The sequence below is a fragment of the Pseudomonas sp. W3I7 genome (assembly GCF_030816095.1).
GTDB lineage: Bacteria > Pseudomonadota > Gammaproteobacteria > Pseudomonadales > Pseudomonadaceae > Aquipseudomonas > Aquipseudomonas salomonii.
This window is the reverse complement of sequence record NZ_JAUSXP010000001.1, coordinates 1,129,461-1,152,086: the sequence shown is the minus strand read 5'-3', so window position 1 is coordinate 1,152,086 and position 22,626 is coordinate 1,129,461. Positions and strand designations below refer to the sequence as shown.

General features: G+C 60.5%; 15 protein-coding genes, 3 tRNA genes and 1 riboswitch. Of the genes, 3 read left to right on the top strand and 15 right to left on the bottom strand.

Features of this window, described 5'->3' with window-relative positions:
* Positions 1-18: 18 nt before the first annotated feature.
* Positions 19-345: an Arc family DNA-binding protein gene (locus QF043_RS05445; RefSeq protein ID WP_003193592.1), complete on the top strand. Its 327-nt coding sequence runs from the start codon at positions 19-21 to the stop codon at positions 343-345.
* A gap of 171 nt (positions 346-516) precedes the next feature.
* Here QF043_RS05445 and mgtE read toward each other — a convergent pair whose 3' ends face one another.
* From mgtE to ltaE, 8 genes are all read right to left on the bottom strand, one after another.
* Complete coding sequence (gene mgtE / locus QF043_RS05440) at positions 517-1,959, bottom strand: magnesium transporter (protein ID WP_053257609.1); 1,443 nt, start codon at positions 1,957-1,959, stop codon at positions 517-519.
* A gap of 341 nt (positions 1,960-2,300) precedes the next feature.
* Positions 2,301-2,377: transfer RNA gene (locus tag QF043_RS05435), tRNA-Arg, on the bottom strand.
* A gap of 72 nt (positions 2,378-2,449) precedes the next feature.
* Positions 2,450-2,526: transfer RNA gene (locus tag QF043_RS05430), tRNA-Arg, on the bottom strand.
* 108 nt (positions 2,527-2,634) lie between these two features.
* Positions 2,635-2,725, bottom strand: a tRNA-Ser gene (locus QF043_RS05425).
* Positions 2,726-2,787: 62 nt separating this feature from the next.
* Positions 2,788-2,976, bottom strand: coding sequence for a carbon storage regulator CsrA (gene csrA, locus QF043_RS05420; protein WP_003175645.1), 189 nt, complete (start codon positions 2,974-2,976; stop codon positions 2,788-2,790).
* Between the two features lie 175 nt (positions 2,977-3,151).
* A complete protein-coding gene (locus tag QF043_RS05415; protein WP_056861669.1) occupies positions 3,152-4,393 on the bottom strand; it encodes an aspartate kinase in 1,242 nt (413 codons plus the stop codon).
* A gap of 97 nt (positions 4,394-4,490) precedes the next feature.
* Complete coding sequence (gene alaS, locus QF043_RS05410; RefSeq protein WP_307417744.1) at positions 4,491-7,109, bottom strand: alanine--tRNA ligase; 2,619 nt, start codon at positions 7,107-7,109, stop codon at positions 4,491-4,493.
* 146 nt (positions 7,110-7,255) lie between these two features.
* Positions 7,256-8,260 (bottom strand): low-specificity L-threonine aldolase, encoded by a 1,005-nt coding sequence (gene ltaE / locus QF043_RS05405; protein ID WP_307417743.1) that lies wholly within the window; start codon positions 8,258-8,260, stop codon positions 7,256-7,258.
* 182 nt (positions 8,261-8,442) lie between these two features.
* Positions 8,443-8,612: riboswitch (FMN riboswitch) on the top strand.
* A gap of 114 nt (positions 8,613-8,726) precedes the next feature.
* On the opposite strand from ltaE, the gene QF043_RS05400 reads away from it, so the two are divergent.
* Complete coding sequence (locus QF043_RS05400) at positions 8,727-9,236, top strand: 6,7-dimethyl-8-ribityllumazine synthase (RefSeq protein WP_003233516.1); 510 nt, start codon at positions 8,727-8,729, stop codon at positions 9,234-9,236.
* A 132-nt stretch (positions 9,237-9,368) separates the two neighbouring features.
* On the opposite strand, the gene astE is transcribed toward QF043_RS05400, so the two are convergent.
* The 7 genes from astE to QF043_RS05365 all read right to left on the bottom strand — a co-directional run bounded on the left by astE (position 9,369) and on the right by QF043_RS05365 (position 17,286).
* The gene (gene astE, locus QF043_RS05395) at positions 9,369-10,373 is read right to left on the bottom strand and encodes a succinylglutamate desuccinylase (protein ID WP_307417742.1); all 1,005 of its coding nucleotides are present in this window, start codon (positions 10,371-10,373) and stop codon (positions 9,369-9,371) included.
* 11 nt (positions 10,374-10,384) lie between these two features.
* Entirely contained in the window at positions 10,385-10,675 is a 291-nt protein-coding gene (locus QF043_RS05390; protein ID WP_003214319.1) for a hypothetical protein, read from the bottom strand.
* Positions 10,676-10,712: 37 nt separating this feature from the next.
* On the bottom strand, positions 10,713-12,059 hold the full coding sequence (gene astB, locus QF043_RS05385) for an N-succinylarginine dihydrolase (RefSeq protein WP_305455027.1): 1,347 nt from the start codon (positions 12,057-12,059) through the stop codon (positions 10,713-10,715).
* Positions 12,060-12,246: 187 nt separating this feature from the next.
* Positions 12,247-13,716, bottom strand: coding sequence for a succinylglutamate-semialdehyde dehydrogenase (gene astD, locus QF043_RS05380; protein ID WP_307421312.1), 1,470 nt, complete (start codon positions 13,714-13,716; stop codon positions 12,247-12,249).
* Positions 13,713-14,738 (bottom strand): arginine N-succinyltransferase, encoded by a 1,026-nt coding sequence (gene astA / locus QF043_RS05375; protein WP_056861677.1) that lies wholly within the window; start codon positions 14,736-14,738, stop codon positions 13,713-13,715. The genes astD and astA overlap by 4 nt, the downstream gene beginning before the upstream one ends.
* Before the next feature lie 50 nt (positions 14,739-14,788).
* Positions 14,789-15,808: an arginine/ornithine succinyltransferase subunit alpha gene (gene aruF / locus QF043_RS05370; RefSeq protein ID WP_017138424.1), complete on the bottom strand. Its 1,020-nt coding sequence runs from the start codon at positions 15,806-15,808 to the stop codon at positions 14,789-14,791.
* A 257-nt stretch (positions 15,809-16,065) separates the two neighbouring features.
* On the bottom strand, positions 16,066-17,286 hold the full coding sequence (locus tag QF043_RS05365; RefSeq protein ID WP_307417741.1) for an aspartate aminotransferase family protein: 1,221 nt from the start codon (positions 17,284-17,286) through the stop codon (positions 16,066-16,068).
* Between the two features lie 300 nt (positions 17,287-17,586).
* Here QF043_RS05365 and QF043_RS05360 point away from each other — a divergent pair, with 300 nt between their 5' ends.
* Positions 17,587-22,623, top strand: coding sequence for a leucine-rich repeat domain-containing protein (locus QF043_RS05360; protein ID WP_307417740.1), 5,037 nt, complete (start codon positions 17,587-17,589; stop codon positions 22,621-22,623).
* Positions 22,624-22,626 lie beyond the last annotated feature (3 nt).

The following is a 22,626-nucleotide window of genomic DNA, read 5'->3' as shown; positions in this document are numbered from 1 at the left end:
AACTAACCGGTTAAATATATGCGCCCATTGAAACAGGCAATTTATTCCAGCCGTACGGCTGACAAGTTCGTCGTACGTCTGCCAGACGGAATGCGGGAACGCATTGCCGAGGTGGCTCGCAATCATCACCGCAGCATGAACTCCGAAATCATCGCGCGCCTGGAACAGAGCCTTATTCAGGAAGGTGCGTTGGGCGAAGAGTTGAGCATGCGCCTGGACAGCCCTGAGCTGTCACTGCACGAACGCGAACTGCTGCAGCGTTTTCGTCAGCTCTCCCATCGCCAGCAAAATGCTCTCGTCTCGCTTATCGCGCACGACGTTGAGGCGGCCGCAGAAGCCAATTGATCTGCAACTGAAAGCCGAAGCCAGCACTATGCTGGCTTTTTTTTGCGTGAAATTTGAGGGGTACGGCAGAGAGCATTGTGGGAGCTGGCTTGCTCGCGAATGCGGTGGATCAGTTCGCAGACATTTCGACTGCTACACCGCATTCGCGAGCAAGCCCGCTCCCACAAGCGATCAGAGCAGAAAGATCGTCGCCAGGCCCAGGAAGATGAAGAAGCCACCGCTGTCGGTCATGGCTGTGATCATCACACTGGCACCCATGGCCGGGTCACGCCCAAGGCGCGCCAGCGTCATGGGGATCAACACGCCCATCAGCGCCGCCAACAGCAGGTTGAGGGTCATGGCTGCCGTCATCACCACGCCCAGTGACCAACTGCCATACAGCAAGTAAGCCACCACACCAATCACGCCGCCCCACACCAAACCGTTGATCAGGCCCACGGCCAACTCTTTGCGCAACAGGCGCGAGGAATTGGCCGTACTGACCTGGTCCAGCGCCATGGCACGCACAATCATGGTGATGGTCTGGTTACCGGAGTTGCCCCCAATACCCGCCACGATCGGCATCAACGCCGCAAGGGCGACAAGCTTCTCGATGGAGCCTTCGAACAGCCCGATCACGCGCGAAGCAATGAACGCCGTGATCAGGTTGATCGCCAGCCACGCCCAACGGTTATGCAGGGAGCGCCAGACTGACGCAAAAATATCTTCCTCTTCACGCAGACCCGCCATGTTGAGGACTTCGGTTTCACTCTCTTCACGAATCAGGTCGACCATTTCATCGATAGTCAAACGGCCAATCAGCTTGCCGTTCTTGTCGACCACCGGCGCGGAGATCAAGTCATAACGCTCAAAAGCCTGGGCGGCCTCGTAGGCGTCTTCATCCGGGTGAAAACTCACCGTATCGCTGGCCATCAGATCCGCTACTTTCTTGTCCGGATCATTGACCAGCAGACGCTTGATCGGCAACACGCCCTTGAGAATGCCTTCGTAATCGACCACGAACAATTTGTCAGTATGGCCCGGCAGCTCTTTGAGGCGACGCAGGTAACGCAAGACCACTTCCAGGCTGACGTCTTCGCGGATGGTGACCATCTCGAAGTCCATCAGTGCGCCAACCTGATCCTCGTCATAAGACAACGCAGAGCGCACACGCTCGCGCTGTTGGCTGTCGAGGGCCTCCATCAATTCATGGACAACATCACGCGGCAGCTCAGGCGCCAGGTCAGCCAGTTCGTCGGCGTCCATCTCCTTGGCGGCGGCCAGGAGCTCGTGATCATCCATGTCGGCGATCAGGGTTTCACGGACCGAGTCGGATACTTCCAGGAGGATGTCGCCGTCGCGGTCGGCCTTGACCAGCTGCCACAGGGTCAGTCGATCATCCAGCGGCAAGGCTTCAAGAATATAAGCGACGTCGGCAGAGTGCAGGTCATCGAGCTTGCGCTGCAGCTCAACGAGGTTTTGCCGGTGAACCAGGTTTTCGACGCGGTCGTGGTGCGGACCTTCCTGGCGATGCGTAAGGTCTTCGACCACGCGCTGACGCTGCAGCAGCTCGATGACTTGAGCCAGGCGATCCTGCAGGCTGTCTTGTGTTTTCTTTACTTCTACTTCGGTCATAGGCGAACTCCACTCCCAGCAGCGGGGCACGCCGGAAGGATCAATCAGTCAATTCATGATTGGTAAAGCGGGGTACTGAGCAACTACTGGGTAAGTCCATGGAGGTATTCCACAAGCCCCGGCGGGGGCTGACGGGCGCAATGATACACGCTGCGCACGCTTTTAACGTTAAAAAACTGGAAAGAACAAGCGCTTGCGAGCCAAAGCTGAGCATCGGCTGCATCTATGAACTGCGACGACACAGCCCGGAAGGAAAACACATGAGGCAGGAAGAAAGAGCTGAAATCCTACACAAACCCCAGACGGCAAAAAGCCCGCACTAGGCGGGCTTTTTGTTTGTATGGTGCACTCGACAGGATTCGAACCTGTGACCGCTCGGTTCGTAGCCGAGTACTCTATCCAGCTGAGCTACGAGTGCAGATTGTGTTTTTAGACCAGATCACAACTGGTTGAAGCCAAGTCACCTGCATCGCTGCAACTGACTCTTAAATGGTGCACTCGACAGGATTCGAACCTGTGACCGCTCGGTTCGTAGCCGAGTACTCTATCCAGCTGAGCTACGAGTGCATTTGTTGCCGCGCATTATAGGCCGTTCAATCTCTATGTAAAGCTATTTTTTCGTTTAATTTCAACAACTTAGCGAAAAAACCAGATTGCAACGTACTAAGCAAATAATGGCGGAGAACGGGGGATTCGAACCCCCGACACCCTTTTGAGGTGTACTCCCTTAGCAGGGGAGCGCCTTCGGCCACTCGGCCAGCTCTCCGCAACACGGGGCGTATATTAACCACGTTCATCCCCGTTTGCAAACATAAAAAACGATAAAAATTAAAGGCTTGGTTCTTCGTCCTTCTCTTTCTTGATCCGCAGGTAGATTTCCTCGCGGTGGACCGCTACCTCTTTCGGAGCGTTAACCCCGATACGCACTTGATTGCCTTTGACGCCGAGCACAGTCACGGTGATTTCGCCATCACCGATAATCAGGCTTTCTGCGCAACGACGAGTCAGAATCAGCATACCTTTCACCTCACGCATTTCAGTTCAGGAACAACAGTCTGCAAAAAAAAGGCGTTCGACCCATGACCTGACGGCCATAGCCCTAACGGCCTAAGTATTGTCGAGCGCACGCAAAAGACCATGCGCCCCACAAAAAAATGAAAGGCGCGGTAAACCGCGCCTTCCTGGCATTGCCTTACTCGCCTTGTCGCGCCGGCGCGTCCAGCTCAAAAGCGGTGTGCAGCGCGCGTACAGCCAGCTCCAGGTACTTCTCCTCAATCACCACCGAGACTTTGATTTCCGAGGTGGAGATCATCTGGATGTTGATGCTTTCCTTGGCCAGCGCCTCGAACATGCGGCTGGCAACGCCGGCATGGGAACGCATGCCCACGCCCACGATCGACACCTTGGCAATCTTGGTGTCGCCGACCACTTCACGGGCGCCAATCTCGCTCGCAGTGTTCTGCAGGATACGCTCGGCTGCATCGTACTCGTTGCGGTGCACGGTGAAGGTGAAATCGGTGGTGTTATCGTGCGAAACGTTCTGCACGATCATGTCGACTTCAATGTTCGCGCCGCTGATAGGGCCGAGGATCTTGAAGGCCACGCCCGGGGTGTCTGGCACGCCACGGATCGTCAGCTTGGCTTCATCGCGGTTGAAAGCGATGCCGGAAATGATCGGCTGTTCCATGGATTCCTCTTCATCAATAGTAATGAGGGTGCCCGGACCCTCTTTGAAGCTGTGCAATACGCGCAGCGGAACGTTGTACTTGCCGGCGAACTCCACCGCGCGGATCTGCAACACCTTGGAACCGAGGCTGGCCATTTCCAGCATCTCTTCAAAGGTGATCTTGTCCAGGCGCTGGGCCACGGACACCACACGTGGGTCGGTGGTGTACACGCCGTCCACGTCAGTATAGATCTGGCATTCATCGGCCTTGAGCGCCGCTGCCAGTGCCACACCGGTGGTATCCGAACCGCCACGCCCGAGGGTCGTGATGTTGCCCTGCTCGTCCACACCCTGGAAGCCTGCTACAACTACCACGCGGCCGGCTTTCAGATCTGTGCGGATTTTCTGATCATCGATCTGCAGGATGCGAGCCTTGGTATGCGCGCTGTCGGTGAGGATGCGCACCTGGCTGCCCGTGTAGGACACCGCCGGCACGCCACGCTTGTTCAGCGCCATGGCCAGCAAGGCGATGGTCACCTGCTCGCCGGTGGACACGATCACATCCAGCTCACGCGGCAGCGGCTGTTGATCACCACTGATTGCCTTGGCCAGATCGATCAGGCGATTGGTCTCGCCGCTCATGGCCGACAGCACCACCACCAGGTCATCGCCGGCGTCGCGGAATTTCTTAACCTTGTCGGCGACCTGCTCGATTCTTTCGACGGAACCGACCGAAGTGCCTCCAAATTTCTGTACGATCAAAGCCATTTCTAAGCCGCCTCAGCCCGTAAAGGGGCGCCCAATAAACAAATCTTCCAGCACCCAAACGAGCCCATGACTAGACCATGGGCCCGTTAACAGTGCCTTAAATGCCGGCCTCGACAAACGGCACGGTCAGGGCCAGGGCCGCGTCCAGGGAGCCTGCGTCTACACCACCGCCTTGCGCCATGTCCGGACGACCACCGCCCTTCCCGCCCACTGCCGCAGCGGCTTGCTTCATTAAATCACCGGCCTTGAGTTGGCCAGTCAGGTCTTTGGTTACACCGGCAACCAGAACGACCTTTTCCTCATGGACACCGCCGAGCAGGATCACTGCGCGGCCGAGCTTGTTCTTCAACTGATCGACCAAGGCCAACAGCGCCTTGCCGTCCTGGCCGTCCAGGCGCACAGCCAGCACTTTCACGCCCTTGACGTCCAGCGCGGAGGCCGACAGATCGTCGCCCGCTGCGCTCGCCGCCTTGGCCTGCAACTGCTCCAGCTGTTTTTCCAGTGCGCGGTTGCGCTCCAGTACGGCCGACAGCTTGTCGATCAGGTTGTCACGGCTGCCCTTGACCAGGCCGGCCGCTTCCTTGAGTTGTTCTTCCGCCGCATTGAGGTAGGCCAGGGCCGCAGCACCGGTGACCGCTTCAATACGACGCACACCGGAGGCCACACCGCCTTCGCTGATGATTTTCAGCAGGCCGATATCGCCGGTACGGTTGGCGTGGATACCGCCACACAGTTCCACCGAGAAGCTGCCGCCCATGCTCAGTACGCGCACTTCGTCGCCGTACTTCTCGCCAAACAGCGCCATGGCGCCTTTCTTCCTGGCGGTTTCGATGTCGGTTTCTTCGGTTTCAACCGGGGTGTTCTTGCGAATCTCGGCGTTGACGATGTCTTCCAGTGCCTTGATCTGCTCAGGCTTGATCGCTTCAAAGTGGCTGAAGTCGAAACGCAAGCGCTGGCTGTCCACCAACGAACCCTTCTGCTGCACGTGCTCACCCAATACCTGGCGCAACGCAGCGTGCAGCAAGTGAGTGGCGGAATGGTTCAAAGCAGTTGCATGCCGCAGGTCGGCATCGACTTGTGTGTCAACCGGCGCACCGACCGTCAGGTTGCCCAACACCAGCACACCGTGGTGCAGGAACGCGCCGCCGGTCTTGGTGGTATCACGCACTTCAAAACGCCCGGAGGTCGAACTGAGGAAACCGCAGTCACCCACCTGGCCACCGGATTCGGCGTAGAACGGCGTCTGGTCCAGCACGACTACCGCTTCTTCGCCTTCGCTCAATACGTCGACCGACTTGCCGTCTTTGTAGATGGCCACGATCTTGGCCGCGCCCACGGTCGCCGCGTAGCCGGTGAACTCGGTGGGTACGTCAACCTTGACCAAGGTGTTGTAGTCCAGGCCAAAGGAGCTGGCGGAACGGGCACGCACACGCTGGGCTTCCATCTCACGCTCAAAACCCGCCTCATCGACGGTCAGCTCGCGCTCACGGGCGATATCGGCGGTCAGGTCCATCGGGAAACCGTAGGTGTCATACAGCTTGAACACCACGTCGCCCGGCACCACGGTACCTTTAAGCTCAGCCAGGTCTTGCTCGAGGATCTTCAGGCCGTGCTCCAGGGTCTTGGAGAACTGCTCCTCTTCAGCCTTGAGCACGCGCTCGATGTTGGCTTGCTGCTGCTTGAGTTCCGGGAAGGCATCGCCCATCTCGGCGACCAGCGCGGCCACGATCTTGTAGAAGAAGCTGCCGGTGGCGCCCAGCTTGTTACCGTGACGGCAGGCGCGACGGATAATACGGCGCAGCACATAGCCACGGCCTTCGTTGGACGGCAGCACACCGTCGGCGATCAGGAAGCCGCAGGAACGGATGTGGTCCGACACCACCTTGAGCGAAGACTGGTTGTCATTGGCGCAGCCAATGGCGGCAGCCGAGGCGCTCAGCAGGTGGGTGAACAGGTCGATTTCGTAGTTGGAATGCACGTGCTGCATCACCGCACTGATCCGCTCCAGGCCCATGCCGGTGTCCACCGACGGCGCCGGCAGCGGATGCAACACGCCATCGGCGGTGCGGTTGAACTGCATGAAGACGTTGTTCCAGATCTCGATGTAACGGTCGCCGTCTTCTTCCGGCGAGCCCGGTGGGCCGCCCCAGATGTCGGCGCCGTGATCGTAGAAAATCTCGGTGCATGGGCCACATGGGCCGGTATCGCCCATGGTCCAGAAGTTGTCGGACGCGTAAGGCGCGCCCTTGTTGTCGCCGATGCGAATCATGCGCTCGGCTGGCACACCAATTTGCTGGGTCCAGATGTCGTAGGCTTCGTCGTCGGTCGCGTAGACCGTAACCCAGAGCTTTTCCTTGGGCAGCTTCAACACGCCGGTCAGGAAGGTCCAGGCGAAGGTAATCGCATCTTTCTTGAAATAGTCGCCGAAGCTGAAGTTACCCAGCATCTCGAAGAAGGTGTGGTGACGGGCGGTGTAGCCGACGTTTTCCAGGTCGCTGTTCTTGCCGCCGGCGCGTACGCACTTCTGGCTGCTGGTGGCGCGGGTGTAGGCGCGCTTTTCCTGGCCCAGGAAGCAGTCCTTGAACTGGTTCATCCCCGCGTTGGTGAACAGCAGGGTTGGGTCATTGCCTGGGATCAAGGAGCTGGAGGCTACACGGGTGTGGCCTTGCTCTTCGAAGAAGCGAAGGAAGGCTTCACGGATTTCTGCGCTTTTCATTAGGTTCTTCCACGGAGTCTGCGGCCAAAGGCCAGTGCGCAACATCATCAGACGGAGCGACGGCAAAGGGCCGCATTATATCGGCCCTTTGCCGGTGGTACAGCGTGTTTATGTGATAGAAACAGTCAATTAGACGGTCTGCACGATCATTTTCGGGAAAACTCGACAAATGTCTGCACCACGCGCTCCATCTGCGCCCGGCTGACATCCAGGTGAGTGACCATGCGCAGACGTGGCGCGGCGCTCAACTTGATCCCGCGTTCGGCGGCAAAGGCCTTCAGCGCCTGGGCCTGATCGCCAATCTGCACGTACACCATATTGGTTTGTACCGGCTCCACCTCAAAGCCGGCGTCGCGCAGCGCATCCCCCAGCCATTGGGCGTTGGCATGGTCATCCGCCAGACGCTGCACCTGATGATCCAGGGCATACAAGCCCGCCGCCGCCAGCGAGCCGGCCTGGCGCATGCCGCCACCGACCATCTTGCGCAGGCGCCGCGCCTTGGTGATCAACGCCGTGGAGCCGCACAGCACCGAGCCGATCGGCGCGCCGAGGCCTTTGGACAGACACACCGATACCGAGTCGAAATGCTGGGCAATCTCTCGCGCATCCACGCCGAGCTTGACCGCCGCGTTGTAGAGTCGCGCGCCGTCCAAGTGCAACGCCAGGCCGTGTTCACGGGTAAACGCCCGCGCGTTGGCCAGGTACGCCAGCGGCAGCACCTTGCCCTGCATGGTGTTCTCCAACGCCAACAGGCGGGTGCGGGCAAAGTGGAAGTCATCCGGCTTGATCGCCGCCAGTACGTGGTCCAGTTCCAGCGAACCGTCGGCTTGCACCTCCAGCGGCTGCGGCTGGATCGAGCCGAGTACCGCCGCGCCACCGCCTTCGTATTTGTAGGTGTGGGCCTGCTGGCCGACGATGTATTCCTCGCCGCGCTCACAGTGAGCCATCAAGGCGAGCAGGTTGCTCATGGTGCCCGTTGGCACAAACAACGCCGCAGCGAAGCCCAGGCGCTTGGCCAGCTCGGCCTCCAGGAGGTTGACGCTCGGGTCTTCACCGTAGACATCATCACCGCTGACGGCAGTGGCCATCGCATCGAGCATGCCGGCAGTGGGTTGGGTCACGGTGTCGCTGCGCAGGTCTATGACGGTCATACGCGGGCCTCTGAACAGGGTTGTCGAATTGATGATTACTGCGGGCAAAGCCACGCAATATCAAGCCCCACGTGCATTCAATCGAATACCAACCAAACAAACCGATATAGGTTATCGATACGGCGATCGTGCAGTTTCTGAAAAACCATGTTAAAAACTCTCCGCCGCCAGGGTTCTGGTGGCAACGTTCTCAGGGCGGGGTGCAATTCCCCACCGGCGGTAATTGCACGCAATGTGCATAGCCCGCGAGCGCTTGGCGCCTCGAACTGCTCACGCAGGACGGCGACAAGGTCAGCAGACCCGGTGTGATCCCGGGGCCGACGGTCATAGTCCGGATGAAGAGAGAACGGGATTGGCACCCAAGGGCCGCGCGCTGAACTCATGCCTGCTTGACGCCGCTGTTCGTACCCTTGAAATCCCATTCGATTCATAACGCCCTGTTTTTTTCTTAAACAGGAGTCAGAACATGCAACCCACCGCAATCGACAGCAAAAGCAAAAACCACCACGGCGAGCGCGTCGCGTTTATCCAGGCCTGCTGGCACAAGGATATTGTCGACCAATCGCGCAAAGGCTTCCTCGCCGAAATGATCGCCCAGGGCTACCAGGAATCGGACATCGATTTCTTCGAAGTCGGCGGCGCCTTTGAAATGCCTCTGCACGCCAAGCTGCTGGCCAAGACCGGCCGTTACGCCGGCATCGTCGCCGCCGCGCTGGTGGTGGACGGTGGCATCTACCGTCACGAATTCGTCGCCCAATCGGTGGTCAGCGGCCTGATGCAGGTTCAGCTGGAAACCGAAGTGCCGGTATTCTCCGTGTCCCTGACCCCGCACCACTTCCACGCGGGCAGCGAGCACCACACCTTCTTCTATGAGCACTTCGTGCACAAAGGCCAGGAAGCCGCGCGCACCTGCGCCGACACCCTGCACAAGGTGCGTGCGATCCGTCGCAGCGAGCCGCGTGCTGTAGCGGTCTAAGCAACAATACAAAACCAATGTGGGAGCGGGCTTGCTCGCGAAAGCGCAGTGTCAGTCAATACATAAATGACTGACAGACCGCCTTCGCGAGCAAGCCCGCTCCCACATTTGGATCCCTGCAAGCCTTAAGATTTAAGCCAACCCAGCATCCGTGGTCGGCACAATCAATATCCCCGCTCGCAAACCATTCTTGACCTTCGGGTTCGGGAAAATGATACGCGCACCCTCCTCCTCGATCACCCAGCGGGTCTTGGCCACGTCCTCGGCCAACAGGTAACCCTTGGCCAACGGCGAGAAGTTTTCCACCTCCGCCGGCAGGTGCAGCACGAAGGCATCACTGTGCTTGATCACTTCGCGGGAGACGGCAAACAGTTGCAGGCCATCGAGGCTCTCGGTTTCGGGTTCATTGCCCTCGATGATCTGCTTGAGGCGCGTTTCCAGGCGTGACACATCCACGCCCTGGTTTTGCCCGAACGGCCGGGCCTTGCCCAATTCCAGGGTAAAGGCCTCAGCGTCCAGTTGCTCGTAGGTAAACGCGGTGAAGGTGATCGAGGTTTTGTTCTGCAGCAACACTGCCTGCATACCGGCAGCGTTCAGGCGCGCCAGCTCATGGCGCGAATGCTGGCGCCCTTCTTTCCACGGGTACAGCGCGAACTGTTCGATCTTCGAACCGCGAATGGCCGTGTGCAGGTCGTAATGCAGGCGCGAACGGCCTGGCTGGCTGAAGAAGCTGCGAGCCAACTGCTCAAGCTCGGCAGCGCGCATGGCCTCCGGGCCGATGTTTTGTTCGTGACGGCCATTGAACAGCCGGTTGACGTCCAGCTCCAGGTAACGCTCGCCGCGGCGCATGGCCTCGGGGTTACCGAACAGGAACAAAATACGATGGCGGGGTTTGATCTCCCCACGGGCGATGCCATGCAACAGGCGGTCGAGCAATTCGATCGGCGCGGTTTCGTTGCCATGGATGCCGGACGACAGCAGCAGGTCGCCGCCGCTGTCCAATGCCAGCGGAGGGCGCACTTCAAGCGCGCCTTCGCTGAGCCAGCGCATCTGCACGCCGTCGACAGTCAGTTGAATTTTTTGCGCCGGTTCACGACCGGCGAGGGTCAGTTCAAGCAGTTTGCCGAGGGCTAGCATAAGCAGCTTCCTTAGTGGTTGCAGCCAGGGCCGTGAACGTGATCGTCGTCATCACCTTCAACGTCGGCCGGTTCCATTTCCAATTGCAGGCTCATCAGGTTGGTGGCCAGCGGGCGCATCAGCAGGTTGGCGTATTCGGCGTCACCCTCTTCCACGTCCACGCCGATCAGCAGCTGGCCACGGCCGTCGTGCTGGATCCAGATTTCCTTGCCCTGCCACACCACGGCGACGCGGGTGCAGGAGGTTTCCAGCTGGGTGCCGTCGGTGTCTTCAAGGATCAGTTTCAGGGTGTCGGTGGTCATAAATTGTTCTCAGCATAGGGTGTAAAAAGAGGCAGATTTAATTGATCTGGAAAGGATAAACCGAGCCCAGTTTAAGGATTTGCGTCAGTTCATCCAGTGCCGTCCGGCACTCAAGCAGCAATTGCGGGTCAGCCAGGTCGCTTTCACGCAGGCTGTCGCGGTAGTGCTTGTCGACCCATTGGGTCAGGGTTTCGTACAACGGCGCGGTCATGATAACGCCTGGGTTCACCGCCGCCAGTTCCGTTTCATTCAAGGCCACGCGCAAGCGCAGGCACGCCGGGCCACCGCCGTTCTGCATGCTTTGCTTGAGGTCGAACACTTTCACTTCGCGGATCAGCCCACCGGAGGCGGTCAGGCCTTGCAGGTACTGCCAGACACGCTCGTTGGCGCGGCATTCTTCCGGCACGATCAGCAGCATCGAGCCGTCGGCGCGGGTCAGCAACTGGCTGTTGAACAGGTAGGAACGCACCGCGTCCTCGACGCTGACCTGGGCACGCGGCACACACACCGACTGGAAGTTGCCCCCCAGCTTGCCCAACTTGCCTTGCAGTTCGGCGAGCATCTGCTCGGTATTGAGGAACGCGTCCTCGTGATAGAACAGCACTTCGCCGTTGCCCACCGCGATCACGTCATTGTGGAACACACCGGCATCGATCACCGCCGGGTTCTGCTGGCCGTACACCACGCCGTCATCTTTCAAACCGTGCAGGCGTGCAACCGCCTGGGACGCTTCAAGGGTCTGGCGCGCCGGGTATTTTTGTGGGGCCGGGTAACGGGTGTCGAACGCACTGCGGCCGAACACGAAAAACTCAACCCCGGCCTCGCCGTATTCACGGCAAAAACGCGTGTGGTTGGCGGCGCCCTCATCGCCGAACTGCGCCACCGCCGGCAACGCGGCGTGATGGGCGAAGTGCTTGCCATCGGCAAACATCGCCCCCAGCACACGGCTGGTGGTCGGGTGCTCGATGCTGCGGTGGTATTTGCAGTTGAGGTTGGCGGCGGTGAAATGCACGCGGCCATCCGCGGTGTCGGCACTCGGGCTGACCGTGGCGGCGTTGGCCACCCACATGCTCGACGCCGAGCAGCTGGCCACCAGCAACGGCATGGCGTGCTTGGCGGCTTGCTGGATCACTTGGGCGTCAGTGCCGCCAAAACCGAGGTTGCGCAAGGCCGCCACATCCGGGCGCTCTTGCGGCGCCAGCACGCCTTGCACAAAGCCCATGTCCATCAGGGCCTTCATTTTCTGCAGGCCCTGCAACGCCGCTTCCTTGGGGTTCGAAGACTGCTGGCTGTTGCTCTGGGACGCGACGTTGCCGTAGGACAAACCGCCGTAGTTATGGGTCGGCCCCACTAGACCGTCAAAATTGACTTCACAGGATTTCATCGGCGAGGCTCCACGAACATCTGTTTTTATAGGCATCAAATTACTTGAACACACCACAAATCAACTGTGGGAGCGGGCTTGTGTGGGAGCGGGCTTGCTCGCGAAAGCGGTGGTTCAGTCGCCAGATGTATTGACTGACACACCGTATTCGCGAGCAAGCCCGCTCCCACATGGGCCGCACCCACATTTAGATTAGCGTTACCCCTGGCGTCAGCGTTGCCGGGACCACCAAACTCGGGGTCTCCAGCGACGCCACCGGGTACGCGCAATAATCCGCCGCGTAATAGGCGCTGGCGCGGTGGTTGCCCGAGGCGCCCACACCGCCGAACGGCGCAGTACTGGCAGCGCCGGTCAGCTGTTTGTTCCAGTTGACGATACCGGCACGGCTTTCCAGCCAGAACTGCTGGTAGCGCGCTTCGGAATCCGACAACAAACCCGCCGCCAGGCCATATTGAGTGTTGTTGGCCTCGGCAATCGCCCCGGCAAAATCAGCGTAGCGGATCACTTGCAGCAAGGGGCCGAACAGTTCTTCATCCTCGCGCTCGCTCACGCCAGTCACGTCGATGATGCCCGGCGTCAGCAACGCGGCCTGCGCCTGCGGCTGAGTCATTTCCAGCAGGGCCACAGCGCCATTGGCCAGCATCCGCTCCTGGGCGTCCATCAAGGCTTTGGCTGCGCCGAGGGAAATCACCGAGCCCATGAACGGCGCCGGCTGTTGATCGAATGCACCGACTGCAATCGTCGCGCTGACCGCCACCAGACGCGCCAGCAACGCATCGCCCCAGGCGCCTTGCGGCACCAGCAAACGACGGGCACAGGTGCAACGCTGGCCAGCCGAAATAAACGCCGACTGAATAATGGTGTAGACCGCTGCGTCCACGTCGGCCACTTCGTCGACCACCAGTGGGTTGTTGCCGCCCATTTCCAGGGCCAGGATCTTGTCCGGGCGCCCGGAGAACTGCTGGTGCAGCTGATTGCCGGTACGGCTGGAGCCGGTGAAGAACAACCCGTCAATGCCTGGGTTGGCCGCCAGGGCCATACCGGTTTCCCGCGCGCCTTGCAGCAGGTTCAACACGCCCGCCGGCAAACCGGCTTCGACCCAGCATTGCACGGTCAGCTCGGCGACTTTGGGGGTCAGCTCGCTCGGTTTGAACAGCACCGTGTTACCCGCCAGCAAGGCCGGGACGATATGCCCGTTCGGCAAATGGCCAGGGAAGTTGTACGGGCCGAACACCGCCACCACACCGTGGGGCTTGTGACGCAATACGGCCGTGGCATCGCCTAATGGGCCGCTCTTCTCGCCGGTACGCTCGCGGTAGCTTTGCACCGAGATGGCAATCTTGTTGGCCATGCTGGTGACTTCGGTGGCCGACTCCCACAGGGGCTTGCCGGTTTCTTCACCGATGCAACGGGCGATTTCATCGGCGCGGCTTTTCAAGGTGGCGGCGAAGGTTTCCAGCACGCTGATGCGTTCTTCCAGCGGGCGGCGCGCCCAGCCTGGAAACGCCTGGCGCGCGGCTTGCACGGCCGACTCAACCTGCTCGGCGGTGGCGCCGTTGCCAGTCCACAACACCTGCTGGGTCACCGGGTTGCGCGACTCAAACAGTTCACCCTGGCCAGCCAGCCAGCTACCTGCGATATACAACGAATTCATTATTTCGACTCCCGAGCAGCAGACAACGCAACAGCGCGCACTTGATCACCCACCACCAGTTGCAGGCGTTTGGCGGTGTGCGGATCGACCACCAAAGTGCCTGCCGCCAGCCGGGCCGGAGCGGCGGTAATACGGCACTCCTCGCGCTTGCGGTTATGGATCAGGAACGGCGTGGCGTCGTCCCCCGGCGTGCCGATGGCCAACACCAGCGATTGGCTGTCACGCACCGCACGGATTTTGCTGGTTTCACACTCCACCGCCGGGCCGGCGTCGAAAATATCGACATAGCCCTGGTAGCTGAAGCCTTCACTCTTGAGCATGCTCAATGCAGGCTCGGTGTCCGGGTGGACCTTGCCGATCACATTGCGCGCGTCTTCCGACAGGAAGCAGCTGTACAGCGGAAACTTGGGCATCAGCTCAGCGATAAACGCCTTGTTGCCCACGCCGGTGAGGTAATCCGCCTGGCTGAACTCCATCTTGAAGAAGTGCCGGCCCAGGCTCTCCCAGAACGGCGAGCGCCCGGCATCGTTGGACACGCCACGCATCTCGGCAATGATCTTGTTGCCGAACAGCTGCGGGAACTCGGCGATAAACAGCATGCGCGCCTTGGCCAGCATGCGGCCGTTAAGGCCGGTGCGGTAATCGGCGTGCAGGAACAACGAGCACAATTCGGAATTGCCGGTGAGGTCGTTGGCCAGGAACAGCGTCGGAATCTCGCGGTAAATGTTCAGTTCCTGGGAGGCGCTGACGGTCAGGCCGACCCGGAAGTTGTACCAGGGCTCACGCAAGCCGACGGCACCGGCAATGGCAGAAATACCCACCACACGGCCTTCGTCGTTTTCCAGCACGAACAGGTAGTCGGCATCGCCCCGCCCGGCTTCGCCACGGAAGGTTTTTTCCGCCCAGCCCACCCGGTGGGTCAGGCGCTCTTCGTTGGCCGGCAAGGTGGTGAGGCCGGTGCCGGTGCTGCGCGCCAGATCAATCAGGGCCGGTAAATCGCTGCTGCGTACGGGACGAACGATCATGCTATCTCCTCAGACGGGCCGCTGTTACCAGCCACCCGCGAAACTCAGTCTTAAACAGCCACCAGGCGCACACTCGCGCCTTCGCCGACGCCCAACGCTTCGGCCGCTTCCAGGTCCAGGGTCACTGGCTTGCCCGGCGCGTAGTCCAGCTCCAGCATCACCGCACGGTAATCCTGCAACTGCGCGTTGCTCACCAGGTACTGGCGACCGACACCCTTGACCATCTCGCCGATTTTTACCGGCACCACACGGCTCTGGGCGATCGAGCGAATGCCCGAGACCCGTGCGTGCAACGTCGGGCCACCGTCGAAGATGTCGATGTAGTGGTCGGTCTCGAAGCCTTCGCGCATGAGAATGTCGAAGGTGATCTGCGCACGCGGGTGCACTTGGCCCATGGCTTCCTGGGCTTCGTCCGGCAACAGCGGCACGTAGATCGGGTAATGCGGCATCAGCTCGGCGAGGAAGGTGCGGCTTTTAAGCCCGCACAGGCGCTCGGCGGCAGCGTAGTTGAGGTCGAAGAAGTTGCGGCCGATGGCGTCCCAGAACGGCGAGTCACCGTTCTCGTCGCTGTAGCCGACGATTTCGGTCACCACCGAGTCGGCAAAGCGCTCGGGGTGGCTGGCGACGAACAGCAGGCGGCCACGGGAATTGAGTTCCGACCACGGCGAACCGACCAGCGCAGGCTGCACGTAGAAACTGGTGAGCAGGCTGTTGCCGGTGAGGTCGTGGCACTGGGAAAGCACGTGGATCTTGTTGTGGATCTTCAGCTCGCGGGAAGCGTGCACGAAGGTCTCGTTACGGAAGCTGTAGAACGGCTCCGAGTAACCGGCCGAGGCGACGATGGCCGAACAGCCGGCAAGCTTGCCGGTCTCGGTGTCTTCGAGCACGAAGAAATAGCTTTCTTCACCGTTGAAACTCACCTCGGCCGCGAAGGACGCTTCGCTGGCGGCGATCTTGTCGCTCAGGCGTTCAACATCGTCCGGCAAGGAGGTGACACCAATCGGGCTGTCCGCAGCCAGACGCTGTACCTCGCCCAGATCAGCCATTTGCGCGGGGCGCATCACCAGCATGGTGTCACTCCTTAACTCGAAAAACTCACAGAGGGAAAAATGCCGGACAGGTTTTGAATCAACACAGCGTGTAAGTGGGCTTGTGTGGCGAGGGAGCTTGCTCCCGCTGGGCTGCGCAGCGGCCCCAAGATGTTGGGAGCGCTTCGCACCCCAGCGGGAGCAAGCTCCCTCGCCACACAAGCAGGTCCCACATTTGATCCGGTCCGGCCTTTAGAATTTTTGTTCGGCACCCGGATCGCCAGGCACCGAACGGTCCATCACGCTTGCGTCAGCGTCTTCACAGCACGTTCGAAGCGGTCCAGGCCTTCGTTGATGTCCGCCTCTTCCACCACCAGACTCGGGGCGAAACGCACCACGTCAGGGCCGGCTTGCAGGATCATCAGGTTTTCTTTTTCGGCCGCGTTGAACACGTCCTTGGCTTTGCCTTTGAATGCATCGCTCAGCACACAACCGATCAGCAGGCCCATGCCGCGCACTTCGGTGAAAATGCCATATTGCTTACCGATCTGTTCCAGGCGCGCCTTGAACAGGTCGTGCCTGGCATTCACGCCAGCCAGCACTTCTGGGGTGTTGATCACGTCGATCACCGCTTCAGCCACCGCACACGCCAGCGGGTTGCCGCCGTAAGTGGTGCCGTGGGTGCCGACCACCAGGTGCTTGGCCAGGTCTTCACGGGTCAGCATGGCTGCGATCGGGAAACCACCGCCCAGGCTCTTGGCGCTGGTGAGGATGTCCGGCGTCACGCCGTAATGCTGGTAGGCGAACAGGTGGCCGCTGCGGCCCATGCCGGTTTGCACTTCGTCGAACACCAGCAGCGCGTTATTGGCGTCGCACAGTTCGCGGGCGCCTTGCAGGTAAGCCAGCTCGGCTGGCAATACGCCGCCTTCGCCCTGGATCGGCTCCAGCACCACGGCGCAGGTCTTGTCCGACACGGCGGCTTTGAGCGCAGCCAGGTCGTTATAAGGCACGTGGGTGATGCCGGTGATTTTAGGCCCGAAACCATCGGAGTACTTGGACTGGCCACCGACGTTGACGGTGAACAGGGTACGGCCGTGGAAGCTGTTCAGCGCGGCGATGATCTCGTACTTCTCGGTGCCGAAACGGTCGAACGCGACACGACGGGCCAGCTTGAATGCGGCCTCGTTGGCTTCGGCGCCGGAGTTGCAGAAGAACACGCGCTCGGCAAAGGTGGCATCGATCAGCTTGTGCGCCAGGCGCAGGGCCGGCTCATTGGTGAACACGTTGGAGACGTGCCACAGCTTGTTGGCCTGTTCGGTCAGTGCACCGACCAGCGCCGGGTGGGCATGGCCCAATACGTTAACCGCGATGCCGCCGGCAAAGTCGATCAGCTCGCGACCGGCCTGGTCCCACACGCGCGAACCTGCGCCACGCACGGGGATAAAGGCGGCAGGTGCGTAGTTAGGCACCATCACCTGGTCGAAATCGGCACGTTGCACCGGGGCTTGCTCAACGGACATCGGAGTCTCCTGAAGAGGAACGCCTGCCTGGAACTGGCGGGCGATGCAGGGATTGTAAGGACAGTTTTCAGTGCGGCCTTGCCGCCAAGCGACAACTTCTTATAGCGCCAACCCGCGTTTTTGGCGGGTTTACGCCAATGCGACAAATAGCGTCGCAATGGCGCAGTTTAAACGCTGCGTCGCTTCAGAGGCAGGGGCGTTGCCGGTTGATTTTAGCCGGTTGCATTAACTATCTGCCTCCCTGGCGCCGATCAGGCTTGCTGTGATGTCGGGGACGCCACTCACTGAAGGATCAGCCCCGTGACCACCCTGACTCAAACCACGCTCATCCCACACCTCACCCGCGCCGCCGAGAGGGTGCCCGCCGGGGTTCACACCCGCCTGCCGCAATGGTTGGGCAACGCCTCAAGCGCACGGCGCGAGACCTTGAAAAGCACCCCGCTTGAATTTGCCGATTGGCAGGCCGACACCCGCCGCCAGCAACAAGCGCCCCTGCAGCAAGCCATGGCCGAGCACTGGGCCGCGCAAAATCAGCTCGACAGCGCCCTGGCGGCGCTGCAGACGCCGCAAGCGTTCGCGGCGCCCTTGCTGCAACAGGAACTCAAGTCGCGCTTTGGCCTTGAGCTGGATGTCAGCGCCACTTACCTGCGCCTCTACGCACCCTTGACGATACCGTTGTTCCCTGTGGACTCGGGAGGCGTCAAGGCCTGGACCGTGTCGCTGGTGGACGCAGCGCTGCACAATTTCGACGCCGCCGAAGGCGAAAAAGCCGCTTACACCACCGACTCCACCTTCGTCACCCAACCCTCAGCCGCTGGGCAATTCGACACCCTGCCCGCTGTCACCGAAAAAATCAGCATCGCGCAATTCGTCGGACTGTGCCGCGAGCTGGACATCGGCGCGCAGTACCAACGCTACCTCAAAGGCTTTTTCGGCTTCCAGAACACCACGCTGCAGGCATCGCTGCGCAGCAAGGTGATCGCCAATCTCAAAGCCGAGGCGCAAACCTGCGTGCACATGGCGCGCCTGAAAAAAGACGCGAACGAATCGACGCTGCGCACACTCCAGGCACAACTGGACGGCATCAGCGGCTTGACACTCCAGGGCAAGATCCTGCTCAACCACGACCTGAGCCTGATGGGCGCACCGCTGACCGGCATCGTCCTGTTCGCCGCCGACCTGGAACTGCACCAGAGCGCAGTGCCCATGGTGGCGTACATTCCGGGCGACCCACTGGCGCCCCTCAAGTATTACGCCGATGGCACCGCGTTCATGCGCGACCTGGCCGACAAGCTGCGCGACACCGACTACCAGGCGTTTTTCAGCCGCTTCGTCAACCATGAACAGCGTGGCTACTTCTTTGCAGACCTCAACAGCCGACTGTCCAAGGTCGTCTGGCACTCGCCGCAGCCCGGCGACCCGCGCCCCATCTGGCGCGATGAACCTGTGACCCGCCCCAACCTGCAGTTTTATGCGACAAAAATCACCGGTGGGCTTTACGAACACCTCTACGAGGCCAAGCTCGACAAGCTGCTCAATGACGCGCGGGTGATCGCCGTCCCCACCGCAGACGCCGACAGCAAGGCACGCTGGCAACGCTGGGACGCTGTGCAGAAGGTCGCTAAGGCCATTTTCGAAGTCGCCGCCTTTATCGTGACCCCTTTTCTGCCGCCCCTGGGCGCGCTGATGCTGGGCTACACCGCCTACCAACTGCTCGACGACGCATTCGAGGGCATCGTCGATTGGGCCGAAGGGCTCAAGCGCGAGGCCTTCGGGCACTTGATGTCGATCCTCGAGCAAATGGTGCAACTGGGCCTGTTCGCAACCGGCGCACCGATTGCCGAAGGGTTGCTGCGACCGGCACTGCCCGCACAGCTGTGGAGCTTTTTTGACGCGCTCACCCCGGTCACAACCGACGGCAAGACCCGCCTGTGGAGGCCCGACCTGGCGCCCTACGCCCATGACATTCAACTGCCGCCTGAATCGCGCCCCAATAACGAGGGGCTGCATGCCCATGCGGACAAACAGGTGCTGGCCCTCAATGGGCAACACTTCTCCATCCAGCAGGAATCGGGCAGCGCCTTTCTTGCCCATCCCAGCCGTGCACACGCGTATCGCCCGCCCATCAACAGCAATGGCCAGGGCGCCTGGCTGACAGCGGCAGATCGCCCGTTGACCTGGGATCGCAGCACCTTGCTGCGTCGACTCGGCCCACCCGCTGACACCCTCAGTGAGGCGCGGCTGGAGTGGGCGCATCGCATCAGCGGCTCCGAGGATGCCGCCCTGCGCAAGCTGCATATGGACCGTCAGCCCACGCCGCCACTGCTGGCTGACACCCTCAAGCGCGTCGCTATTGACCAGCAGCTGCAAGACTTTATCGACCAGATGAGCAGCGACGACCCTGTGCAGTACCAAAAAGCCGACCCTCAAACCCAACTGTGGCTGCTGAGCCAGACGGGCCTTTGGCCCGAGACCAAGACCTTGCGCTTTCTCAACGCCAAAGGTGAGACCGTCTGGGAGCATAAAGGCCAGGAAAACTCGGCGGTGGCGCAAGTCCATGAAGCCCAGATGAAAAACGGTGACTTGCTCAAAACCCTGCTGGAAACCCTGGACGAATCGGAACGCAAAACCCTGCTTGAGGAAGCCTTCGGTACGCCTGCCGCCCACCTGTCTGTGCGCGCGGCCAAACTGCGTAAACAACTGGCACGCCAAGCCCAGGCCAAGCGCGCTTCATTGTTTGACTCGCGCTACCGAGGGCTGGAAACCACCGATGACCCGCGCCAGCAAAAACTCATCGACAATGCGCCCGGCCTGCCCACCAGTGCGGCGCGCGAGGTGCTGTTCGGCGCCAGCGGCCAAGACTTGCTGGCCATGGATCAAGGCAACCTGCCAGCGCACCTGGCGGAGCGTGCACGCTGGGCCGCGCACCAGGCCAGGATCAGCCGAGCGTACGAAGGCTTGTACATGGATGCCCTGGAAAGCAGCGACACACAACGACTCGCGCTGCACTCGCTGGAAAAACTGCCGGGCTGGTCGCCACAGGTGTGCCTTGAAGTGCGCGACTTCAGCCGCACCGGTACGGTACGGGACACCATCGGCCCGCTGCAGGCACCAATCCAGCGCACCTTGGTGCGCACGATCGACGGTGATTATGTGCCCGAAGACGGCAAGGGCACCCTGTTCGGCGAAACCGACCTCTATACCGCCGTGCTCCAGGCACTGCCCGACGCGCAACGCAACGCGCTGGGTATCCACATTGGCCAAGGCCCACTGCTGAAACAGACCTTGCGTCAGTACGCGCTGGCCCGTGAGCCGCTGGGGGAGCTGCTGGCAGCAACGCCTGTGCGCAAGCCCTTTTACGACCCCAGGCTGATGCGCCTGCCCGGCGGCATGGAGGGTTACAACGCCAGCGCCGCTGATCACAGCAGCACCCCTGAGGCGCTGTTATTACATGATCTGTACCCCAGCCTCGACCCGGCAGAAGTGAACTATGTACTGAGCGTCATGCGAACCCACCCCGGCTCGCCCCTGCAGACGCTGCACTATTTGAAAAATGAATACTCACAGCTGGAAACCGACCTGGCGACCTGGCGCTCCAACCTGTCCCAAACGTTCCTCAACACCGACGTACCGCTTTTTTCCTCAACGGTTGCCGAAGAGAAACTCCATCGCTGGATCTGGACCCACCAACTGCTCCGTGCCTGGCGACACGAGATCCCGCAGGACAGCGAATTTGCCCCTGGCCGCCACTTGCAACTCAACGCGCCCTTGTACGGCGAACTGCCCACCATCAACGCCAACTTCGATCACATCGCCCACCTGAGCTTGAAGGGTTATCACACCACCCAGGGCGCTCCCGCCTTTTTGGCCCACTTTCCCAATCTGCGCATTCTGGAGATGAGCGATATAGCGCTCAATACGCTGCCTCCCGAGGTCATGGCGTACCCCCAACTCAATCGTCTGACGCTGAGCAATTGCAACCTCAACCTGACCACACAGACCCGCGCACAACTGGCCACTTTGAGCCAATTGAGAAGCCTGGACCTTTCCCGCAACTTCCAGCTGTCACTTTCCCCCAACCTTGGGCAAATGCCTGAGCTGCAGACGCTGAACCTCAGCCAGACGCACATTTCACTATTCCCCGAACACCTTATCAATCGCCCTCAGCTCACGAGCGCCGACCTCAGCGGCAACTACCTGAGCAGGCTGCCGGAGGCCCTGTTCAGCCTGCCCGCCGAACGAGCCAGAGCGTTTGACTTGTCGGGCAATCCCCTTTCACGCGCCACCCTGGAAAAGATCAAACGCTATTGCCAGAGAACCGGCGAACACTTCGGCGCAGACGCCAACCCCTTCGAGCGCCGCCTGGTCAATGAGCTTTACCCCACCTTCACTGACGACGAGGCCAATAATTTTATTTTCAGGTTACCCGGTGGGCTGGATGACTCAATGCCCGCACTCGTGCGCTTGAAAGCCGACTACGAACGACTGCAAACAGACGTGCAGGCGTGGGCACTGGATATACCTGACCGCTACCCGTTCATAGACACGCCCATGGACGAAGGCGTGCGAGCACAACAGCAACTGCTTCGCCACCGGCTCAAGGCCTTGCTGGAAAAAAGCTGGCGACGGGAGACCCGCCTGGATTCAAGCCAGGAGTCGCCGACCACCGACCATGAAATGGCGGTAAAACTACCGTTATTCGGCGATTTACCGGTGCTGAATGTGGACTTTAAACATGTGACAAAGCTGGAGTTGAGAGGAGAGCAAGCCACCTCAATCCCCGAAGGCTTTCTTGTGCGTTTCCCCAACCTGGCAACCCTGCACATCCATCGTTATGCCCTGCCGGACATTCCTGCCGATGTGTTCAAGCTGCCCAAGCTCAAGACACTGATCATGTCCCATAGCCGTATGCAGTTGACGGCAACCAGCGCCGACGCCTTGAGCGACCTGCAAAACCTTGAGTACCTGGACCTCAGTGGCAACCCCTTGGGCATCACGCCCGACGTCAGCAAGATGTCCGGGTTAACCAGCCTGTTCATCGAAAATGCCGGCCTTACCGAGGTGCCCAACGGGACGTTCAACCTGCCATCCCTCGATCAACTGGACCTGAGAAACAACCGGATAACCGAGCTTCCCACCGACCTGCTTGAGGTGGAGCCGGACCGGGCCAAAAGTTTTGTTCTCGGCGGCAACACGTTCTCGCCTGAAACGATCACCCTGCTGGTGCCGTATTACAACCGCACCGCCGTGGACTTTGGCATCCCGGAGGTCAGGCAACGCGCGCAACTCAGCCCAACGTCGTCAACCGACGCATCAGAAGAAGAAACCGAACAATAAAGG